General features: G+C 73.8%; 4 protein-coding genes and 1 pseudogene. 1 reads left to right on the forward strand and 4 read right to left on the reverse strand.

Annotation, left to right across the window (positions count from 1 at the left end):
• Positions 1-153 precede the first annotated feature (153 nt).
• The 4 genes from GA0115240_RS19930 to GA0115240_RS19945 form a co-directional block, all read right to left on the reverse strand.
• Entirely contained in the window at positions 154-1,101 is a 948-nt protein-coding gene (locus tag GA0115240_RS19930; protein WP_093738113.1) for a carbohydrate ABC transporter permease, read from the reverse strand.
• Positions 1,098-2,498, reverse strand: coding sequence for a carbohydrate ABC transporter permease (locus tag GA0115240_RS19935; protein ID WP_093738115.1), 1,401 nt, complete (start codon positions 2,496-2,498; stop codon positions 1,098-1,100). The genes GA0115240_RS19930 and GA0115240_RS19935 overlap by 4 nt, the downstream gene beginning before the upstream one ends.
• Positions 2,499-2,505: 7 nt before the next feature.
• Positions 2,506-3,948 (reverse strand): ABC transporter substrate-binding protein, encoded by a 1,443-nt coding sequence (locus tag GA0115240_RS19940; RefSeq protein WP_093738117.1) that lies wholly within the window; start codon positions 3,946-3,948, stop codon positions 2,506-2,508.
• Between the two features lie 154 nt (positions 3,949-4,102).
• Positions 4,103-7,723, reverse strand: a complete 3,621-nt coding sequence (locus GA0115240_RS19945; protein WP_093738119.1) for an FtsK/SpoIIIE domain-containing protein — start codon at positions 7,721-7,723, stop codon at positions 4,103-4,105.
• Between the two features lie 419 nt (positions 7,724-8,142).
• Between GA0115240_RS19945 and GA0115240_RS19950 the strand changes: the two are divergent.
• Positions 8,143-9,411 (forward strand): annotated as a pseudogene (locus GA0115240_RS19950) (serine/threonine-protein kinase); the annotation flags it as partial.

The raw sequence follows: 9,411 nt of genomic DNA on the forward strand, positions 1-9,411 counted from the left end.
CAGCCCGCACCGGCCCTCACCGCCCGAGCCTGCCCCTTCGGGAGGGGTCCGGGGGCCCGGCCCACGGCTGCTCCCCGGCCCCGCGGCCCTCGGCCGCCGGTCCCTGGCCTGTCGGCCGCAACCGGTCGGCCGGAACCGATCGGCCGCCGGCGGCTACTTCACGGCCCCCGCCATCACCCCCGATACGAACTGCCGCTGGAAGGCGAAGAAGACGACGAGCGGGATGATCATCGACACGAACGCGCCCGGGGCCAGGATGTCGATGTTGTTGCCGAATTGGCGGACCTGCTGCTGGAGGGCGACGGTGATGGGCTGGGAGTCGCTGTTGGCGAAGATCAGCGCCACCAGCATGTCGTTCCAGACCCACAGGAACTGGAAGATGCCCAGTGAGGCGATGGCCGGGCCGCCCAGGGGCATGACAACCTGGGTGAACAGGCGCAGTTCGCCCGCGCCGTCCAGGCGGGCGGCTTCCAGCAGTTCACGGGGGATCTCGGCGAAGAAGTTGCGCAGCAGGAAGATCGCGAAGGGCAGGCCGAAGGCGGTGTGGAACAGGACGACGCCGATGATGTCGCCGAAGATGCCGATGCCGCCGAAGAGACGGGCCACCGGGACCAGGGCCACCTGCACGGGGACCACGAGCATGGCCACCACCGCGATGAACCACCAGTCCCGGCCGCGGAAATCCATCCAGGCGAAGGCGTAGCCGGCCAGTGAGCCGATCACCACCACCAGGACGGTGGCCGGCACGGTGATCAGCGCCGTGTTGACCAGTGAGTCGGTGATCGCGTGATTGTCCAGCAGGGTGCGGTAGTTGGTGACGGTGAGCTGGGACGGAGAAGTGAAGACCTTCCACCAGCCGCTGGCCGAGATATCGGTCGGGGTGCGCAGGCTGGACAGCAGCAGGCCCACCGTCGGGAGCAGCCAGAACAGGGCCACCACCAGCAGGACGACCCGTACTACGCCGCCGCTCGCCCAGGCGGCCAGCCGGGAGGCGATCCCGCGCCGGCCACGCGTCGATGTCGGCCGCACCGCGACGGGCCCGGCCGGCACCGCCGTTCGGCCCCCGGGTGCCTCGGCCCCCGCGCTCGCGTCCGCGCTCATCGCCGTCCCTCCCTGCGCAGCCGCCGGATGTTGAAGATCATGACGGGCAGGACGAGCAGCAGCAGGATCACACCGATCGCGCTGCCGACGCCCTGGTCGTCACCGCCGCCGAAGGACGACAGATAGAGCTGGAGGGCCAGCACGTTCGCGTTGGACTGGGTGTTGCCCGGCGCGATGATGTACACGAGGTCGAAGATCTTCAGTACGTTGATCATCAAGGTGACCATCACCACGACGAGCACCGGAGCCAGCAGGGGCACGGTGATGCGGCGGAACACCTGCCACTCGTTGGCGCCGTCCACCCGCGCCTGCTCGAGCAGTTCGCGGGGCACCCCGGCCAGGCCGGCCGCGATCAGCACCATCGCGAAGCCCGCCCACATCCATACGTACGAGGCGATGATCGACGGTGTGACGAGGTCGGGGCCGAGCCAGTTGATGCCGCCGTACTTGCCGGAGAAGTTCGAGGCGGGCAGCCGCAGTTGGGCGCCGATCGCCTTGCCCGGCAGCGTGTAGGTGCCGTCCTTGGCGGAGGTGGCGGAGGCGATCACCTTGCCGCCCTTGACCGCCTGCACCTTGACGCCGGACAGCGCCTTCTCGCCGGGATCGATCACGCCGGGCTTCCCCGTTCCGCCGGGGCGGAAGTCCAGCCATACGGTGCCGGTCACCGCGTCCGGCTTCGACGCCGCCGGCTCGGCCTGCCGAGCGCCCGCCGGCAGCTTGTTCTGCGGGATGCCGACCAGTGGCAGATCCGCCGGAGTCCCGCTGGCCGCAGTCGACTTGGAGGTGTACGAGCCTCCCGCGCTGGCCGCCAGATCGCCGCCGGGGCGCGGCCGGGCGCCGGGGTAGGCCGAGTTGTCGGTGAAGGTGTCGTGCACCGCCACCACTACCGCGTTGGCCACGCCCCGGGCCGGGTCCTGCTCGTAGACCAGCCGGAAGATGATGCCGGCGGCCAGCATCGAGATCGCCATCGGCATGAAGACGACCAGCTTGAAGGCCGTTCCCCAGCGGACCCGTTCGGTCAGGACCGCGAAGACCAGGCCGAGCGCGGTCGCCACGGTCGGCGCGACCACCACCCAGATCGCGTTGTTGCGGACGGCGGTGAGGATGCCGTGGTCGCTGAAGACGGTGCCGAAGTTCTTCAGCCCGACGAAGCCGCTGCCGTCGGCGTCGTACAGGCTGCGGTAGACGGTGAAGCCGATCGGGTAGGCCACCAGCGCGCCCAGCAGGATCAGCGCGGGCAGCAGGAAGAGGGCGGCGACCCAGGGCCGGGTGCCCACGATGCTGCGGCGGAGGCGGGCCGGGGGACGGCCCGCGCCGGGCCCCGTGACGGGGCCCGGCGCGGCCGGGGCGGCACCGGTGATGCCGCCCCCCGCTCCCGGAACGGAGGCGTCAGCCATCCGGCCCTCAGTTCCCGTACGCCGCGGCGGCGTCCGCTTCCAGCTTCGCCTGGACGGCCGCCACGTCGGACGGCTTGGCGAGGAAGTCCTGCAGATCCTTCCACTCGCCCTGGCCCTTGGTGCCGCCGAAGGCCGCCGGTGCCTGGTCCGACATGTCGAAGCGGAAGTCGTCACCCGAGGCGATCAGCGACTTGGCGATGTCGCGCTGCACATCGTCCGGATAGGCCGACAGCGGCAGTGACTTGTTCGGCGAGAGGTAACCGCCGCCCTGGGCCCAGGTCTTGGCGGCCTCCGTCGAGGCGATGAAGGTCAGCAGCGCCTGGGCGCCCTTGCTGTCCTTGAGCGCCACCGCCACGTCGCCGCCGCTGACCACGGGCGCCTTGCCGGTGCCGACCGCGGGGAACGGGAACTCCTTGGCGTCGGTGCCGACCTTGGCCTTGGTGTTGGCGGAGATGAACGCCGAGACGAAGTCCGCCTCGTAGACCATCGCCGCGCCGGGCGGATTGCCGGTGAAGACCGTGGTGACGGACTTGGGGAAGTCCGCGGCGAGCGCGCCGCTCGTACCGCCGGCGATCAGGTCCTTCTTGCCGAAGAGCTGCGCCAGCGTGGTGAGCGCGGTTTTCACCGAGGGATCGGTCCATTTGATCTGATGACTGGCCAGCTGGTCATATTTCTGCGGACCGGCCTGCGAGAGATAGATGTTCTCGAACCAGTCGGTGAGCGTCCAGCCGTCCGCGCCGCCGATGGATACCGGCGGGGTCCCCGACTCGAACACGGTTTCCGCCGTCCGCAGGAACGCGTCCCACGTGGTGGGGACGGTCGCGCCCGCATTCTGGAAGGCGGCGGTGTTGTACCAGATCATCGACTTGTTGGAGACCTTCGCGTACACGCCGTACTGCTTGCCCTTCCAGGCGCCGAGTTTCTGCCAGCCCGGCGAGAAGTTCTTGCTCAGTTGGGCCTGGGCCGCCGCACCGAGTGGTTTCAGCCAGCCCTTGTCGGCGAATTGGTGCAGCACACCGTTCTGGGCCAGGAAGGCCACGTCCGGCGGCGCGCCGCCCTCGATCTTGGTGCCGAGGAACGTGGACTGGCTGTCGCCGGTCGGTACGAAGGTGGACTTGGCGCCGGTCAGCTTGTCGAACTCGTCCAGCACCTTCTGGAAGTTCTGCTGTTCGGGGCCGGTCCATACGGCGGCGACTTCGATCTTCTGGCCGTGCAGGTCGGGGAGTTGCAGTCCGGCCTCGGACGCGGTGGCCGAACTGGCCGACGGCGAACTCGTGGAGTCGTCCTTCTTGTCGCCGCCGCCTCCGCAAGCGGCGGCGGTGAAGGCGAGTGCGGAGGTCGCGAGTAGGGCGAGCGCTGTTCGTGTGGGGCGGGTGACGTGCCCGCGCTGTGCTGGATTCGAGCGGCTGCTTTTCCGTAATGGCTTGAATGACGTGAACGACGTGGCCATGTGGTCATCCCCTCAGTCCCGTGCGTCCGTCCTACGCCGGGTCATCAAGGCCCGCAAGACCGGGCGCGGGAGCGCGGGAGTGATCGTGACCATGCCGTGATCTTGGCGTAAACATGGCCCGGGTTGATTGACTGTTTACCCGCCGGACGGCCCGTCAAATGAGAGGTGTTGCCCGGGAAATGGCGGAGACGGTGCCTTCTTCCGGGGCTGCGGTGGATTCCCCGGCCGATGAGCCGGAACCCCCCGAAGCCCCCGAACTGGTCGGCGCCGAGGGCGCGGACCGAGCCGACGGAGCCGACGCGGCCGATGAGGACGGCGGCGACGCGGGCGGCACCGAGGACTCGGCCGCCCGCTCCAGCGCACTGGCGAGCAGCGCGAGGTCGGTAGGTCCGTTGCCGAGTTCGCGCACCTGGCGGCGGGCCGGCGGATCGCCCATCCGCTCCCACTCCAGCGCGACGACGGTGGGCCGCAGCGTGGCCGTCCGCGGGATCCTGGCGCTGACCCGGGCCGCCTGGAAGGCCGTCACCGCGCCGCCGGGCCGCCGCAGATAGCCCCGCCCCGGAATCGCGTCGTCCAGCCCGGCCGGATCCTCCACGTGCACCAGCAGCGCGGCCGACTCCGGGTCCGGCATCCGCAGCGCGATCCGCAGCCGTGCCGCCTCGTCCGCCTCCGTGCCCGCCGTCCGCTCCGGCCGCCCGGTGGCGAACACCAGGTGCACGCCGAGGCGTTCGCCGTCCCGTGCCACGGTCTCCAGCGCGCGGACGACGCTGCCGGCCGCCGGCCGGCCCGGGCTGCCGAGGGCGGGCGCGACCAGGGCGTCGAAATCATCGACGACGACGACGAGGCGGGGCATCGCGGGAGCGGGCCCCTGCCCCTGAGGCCGAGCCGGGGCCTGCGGCTCGGCCCGGGCCTGGGACTCGGCCGGGGCCTGGGACTCGGCCTGGGGTTGCGGGTCGCCCTGCTGCTCGGCGGCACCCTGGCGGGGGATGTCCGGCCAGCGGGCCGCGTCCGGCTCCGCCGGTTTGGCGGTGTCCGCGCCGCCCTGCAGCGGCAGCGTCGCCGCGACCAGGCGCTCGGCGTGCCAGGCTCCGAATCCCTGCTCGCCCAGCACCTCCGCGCGCCGCTTCAGCTCGGCGGTCAGCGCCTGGGCGAACTCCCGCATACGGACCGGATCCGAGGCGACCAGGTGCGTCGACACGTGGGGCAGGTCGGCGCAGGCCAGCAGGCCCTCGCCGCGCTCCTGCCCGGCGCCGTCCACCAGTACCAGGGCGAGCCGGTCCGGCCGCTCGGCCGCGGCCAGCCCCGCCGCGAGCGCGCGCAGCAGCTCCGTCTTGCCCGCGCCCGGAGCGCCGCCCACCACGGTGTGCGGGCCTTCCGCGACCAGGTCCACCAGGACGCGCCCGCCGCCGCCGACGCCCAGCACCGCCCCCGCTCCGGCGGCCGCCGCCGGTGCCTCCGCCCAGCGCGCCGCGATCTTCGCGGGTGTGGCCAGCGCGAGATCCAACTCGTCCAGCAGCCGTACGGTCGACGGCAGTGCGTGCCGGGACCGCACGCCCATGTCCTGCTCGTCCGCCTCCCGCAACGGCGCCAGCGCCCGCGCGAAGTGCTCGGCCCAGGCGGCCGACACGGCGTCTATCACGACGCCCTCCGGGGGGCTGGCCACTGCCGGGCGCCCGACGGCCCGCATACGGTCCCGCTCGTCGGCGCGGCCCGCGGCCTCCGGACGGTCCGGGCCGTCCTCGCTTCCCCAGCCACGGCTTCCCTCGTCCACCGCACGCCCCTGGCCCTCGGCCCCGGCGGCGGCCCGACCGCTGTCACCGGCCGCGCCCCGGCCCGCGCCTGCCGAGCCGTCACCGCCACCGGTCGCGCTCGCCGGACCGTCACCGAAACGGCCCTTCCCGGCCGCAGGGCCGCCGTCCGCCGCCCCGCCGAGCCCGTCGGCGCCGATCCCGGCCCCGGCTCCGGCCCCCGCCCCGGCCCCCGCACCGGGTACGGGCGAGTCCGCGGCCGGCGTGATGTGCAAGGTGGTGGCGATGTCGCCCGAGAGGTGGGCGACCACGCCGGTGGAGATCACCGGGTGCTCGCCGCTTTCGGTCAGGCACAGGACGTGTATGCCCGAGGCGGGGCCGGCGGCGGCCAGGCGGGCGGCGGTCTCGCGCAGGGCGACCGACCCGGGATCGCCGTCGATGACCACGACGGTGTACGGGCCTTCGTACGCGGCCGCGGCGGTGGACACCGCGGCCGGGGAGGCGGTGGCCCAGCGGGGTCCGAGTGGGCCGGATTCCAGGCGGCGGGTCAGCTCGGCGGTGCGGGACTCGGCCTGGTCGCGGTCGAAGGCCAGCAGCAGCCGGCAGTCCTGGCCGTGGGACGGGCGCAGGTGGGGCAGCCAGTTGACCCAGGACCACTCCTCGGCGCGCTGGTCCGCGCCGCGGGCCCGATCCGCGCTGATCAGCACGATCTCCAGGGTCGCGGGGGAGTGCAGGGCGCACAGTTGGGCCAGTACGGCCCGGGCGAGTGCGGCGAGCCGGGGGCGCGGTCCGCCCAGGGTGAGCGCGGCGGTCCGGGGGGAGCGCAGGTCCACCGTGAAGGGCACGTCGGGCAGTCGTGCGCCGTCCTCGGAGATCTGGTCGGCGGTGCCGAGCCGGACGGTGAGCGCGTCCGGGTGGCCCGGCCCGCGCTCCCACAGGCGGCGCCCCGGTCCGAGGGCGGTCAGCAGGACGGCGGCCGGGTCCGGCCAGCGGCCGCGCAGCGCCTCCGCCTCGCTGTCGTCGACGGTGTCGGGCTCGCCGGCGGCCTCGCGGCTTCCGCCGAGGCGCCGCTTCGCCCAGGCTCCTATGGCGTCCACCACCCGCGACCGGTCCGCTTCCCCGCCCGGCCCCTGGCCGCCCCTGGCCCGCTCGCCGGTGGCCCGTCGCCGTCCTTCCGGCTCCTCGGCAGCCGGGCTCGCGATCCCCCGCCCGAAGGTCACGGCCTCCCGGGGATCGGCGGCCTCCGGATGGGCAGCGCCCGCGTCCGGGCCGGGGTCGTAGCCGAGCCCGCCGTACTCGGCCGGCGGCCACGACTCCCGCCGGAGCGAGACGCGCAGGTGGCCGTCCGCGTCGGGCTGGGAGGGCAGTGGGGCCGGCTCGGAGGTGTGTGCGGCGGCCAGCCGCAGCGTGGACTCGCCGATGACCAGCAGCGTGCCGGGCGGGAAGGGCACCGGCCGCGATCCGACCGGCCGGCCGGAAAGCGTCGTGCCGTTGGTGGAGCCGAGATCCGCCACCGTGACCTCGCCGTCCGGGCCGACCGCGATTTCGCAGTGCAGCCGGGAGACGTCCGGATCGTCCAGCGGCACGTCGGCGTCCGCCGAGCGGCCGATCCTGGCCTGGCCACCGGGCAGCAGGTGGACGCCGCCGGCGTCCGGTCCGCCCACCACGTGCAGCCGGGGGAGTTCGGCCGGCGGGCGGCCGTACTGCCCGAACCGGCCGTACTGGCCCTGGTCGGCGTATCCGCCCCCCTCGCCGTACTGCTCGGCGGGGGCGTGCAGCGACACCAGCGCGCCGTCCACCAGCGGCGGCACCCCGAGGACGGCGGCGGGGGCGAGCCGCTGGCTGCCCGCGTAGAGCGCCACCGAGGAGCCGGCGGAGCGGCCCCCGGCCTGCGCCGACCCGGCGGCCGAGGCGAGCGCCCCGGCGACCGCGCTCAGCGGTGTGCCGGCGGGCGCCGTGATGAGCACGTCGCAGCCGCGTACGGCCCGGCCGCTGCGCGGCCCGAGGACGGTCAGCCGGATCTGCATCTCGTCCGCGGTCCCTTCTCCCCGGGCCCTGCCACCCGGCCGGAAGCGGATGTGTCCTCCCGGCCGTGCACGGGCGCGTCGACGTACAACGGATGCATCCTCCCACCCGCCACCGACAGCCCGTCCCCGGTCCCGTCCCAGTGATCTTGACCGATCGGTGGGTGATCATCCCACGGCGCTTCCGGTACCGGAAACGACCGGTGCGGCCGGGGCAACCAGGCCACCGCCCGCGGCGTCCTACCAGGGAGTCCGCAGGCCGGATTCGCGCCCCGCGACCTGGGGTTCCGTCCTGTTGTCCGGACGCGTGGTCAGTGGTCGGCACTACCCTTGCCGGGACGAGCCCGTGATACGGGGCAGCAGGCCACTGGACAGGTGGCGACGGGGCGGACGAGCCACCATGGAGCTAGGGAGCGCATGACGTGCGGCCGGTAGGCAGCAAGTACCTCCTGGAGGAGCCGCTGGGACGCGGCGCCACCGGCACCGTCTGGCGTGGCCGGGTGCGCGGTGCGGACGGCGCGGTGGTGCCCGGCGAGGCCGTCGCGGTGAAGGTGCTCAAGGAAGAGCTGGCGAGCGACCCGGACGTGGTGATGCGCTTCCTGCGGGAGCGCTCCGTGCTGGTCAGGCTGCGCCACCCGCACATCGTCCGGGTCCGCGACCTCGTCGTCGAGGGCGATCTGCTCGCCCTGGTGATGGATCTCATCGACGGCCCGGACCTGCACCGCTACCTGCGGGACAACGGCCCCTTCTCGCCGGTCGGCGCCTCGCTGCTCACCGCGGCCGTCGCGGACGCGCTCGCGGCCAGCCACGCCGACGGGGTGGTGCACCGGGATCTGAAGCCGGCCAATGTGCTGCTCGCCACGGTCACCGGCGAGGACGGCACCGAGCGGATGCACCCGATGCTGACCGACTTCGGCATCGCGCGGCTCGCCGACTCCCCGGGCGTCACCCGCACCCACGAGTTCGTGGGCACGCCGGCCTACGTCGCGCCGGAGTCCGCGCAGGGCCGCCCGCAGACCTCCGCGGTGGACATCTACGGCGCCGGCATCCTGCTGTACGAACTGGTCACCGGTCGGCCGCCGTTCCGCGGCGACAGCGCGATCGAAGTGCTGCACCACCACCTCACCGCCACGCCCGAGCGCCCCGGGAACGTCCCGGAGCCGCTGTGGACGGTCATCGAGCGCTGCCTGCGCAAGGAGCCCGGTCAGCGGCCCAGCGCGGAGAATCTGGCGCACGCCCTGCGCGTGGTAGCGGCCGGTATCGGGGTGCACGCGAGCCCCGCCCAGGTCGAGGCGGCCTACGGCGTCGGCGGATTGCTCGCCCCGGATCCGACGCCGACCCTGGTCGAGGGCACGAATGCTGGCGGTGGCGACGCCGACCCCACCCAGGTGCTGCCGTCCGGCGCGGCCGGCGGCTCGGCCCCCGGCGGGTCGTTCGGTGCCTTCGACCCGAACGCGGCCACCAGCGTGCTGCCGTCCGAGGCGCGGGCCCCGACGGCACCCGGCTCGCTGCCGCGACCCCGGCGCCGCCCCGCAGCCGCCGCAGCCGCCGCAGGGCCCGCACCCGTGGGAGTCCCAGCTCAGCGCGGCCCGGCACCGCAACGAGCAGACGGAGGTGCAGCAGCACCTGCCGCCCGACCAGGACCCGCTGCGCCGCCGACCCCGCCGCCAGCCGGGCCCGGCCCAGCAGCC

Source organism: Streptomyces sp. DvalAA-14, from assembly GCF_900091855.1.
In the GTDB taxonomy this organism is placed as follows: domain Bacteria; phylum Actinomycetota; class Actinomycetes; order Streptomycetales; family Streptomycetaceae; genus Actinacidiphila.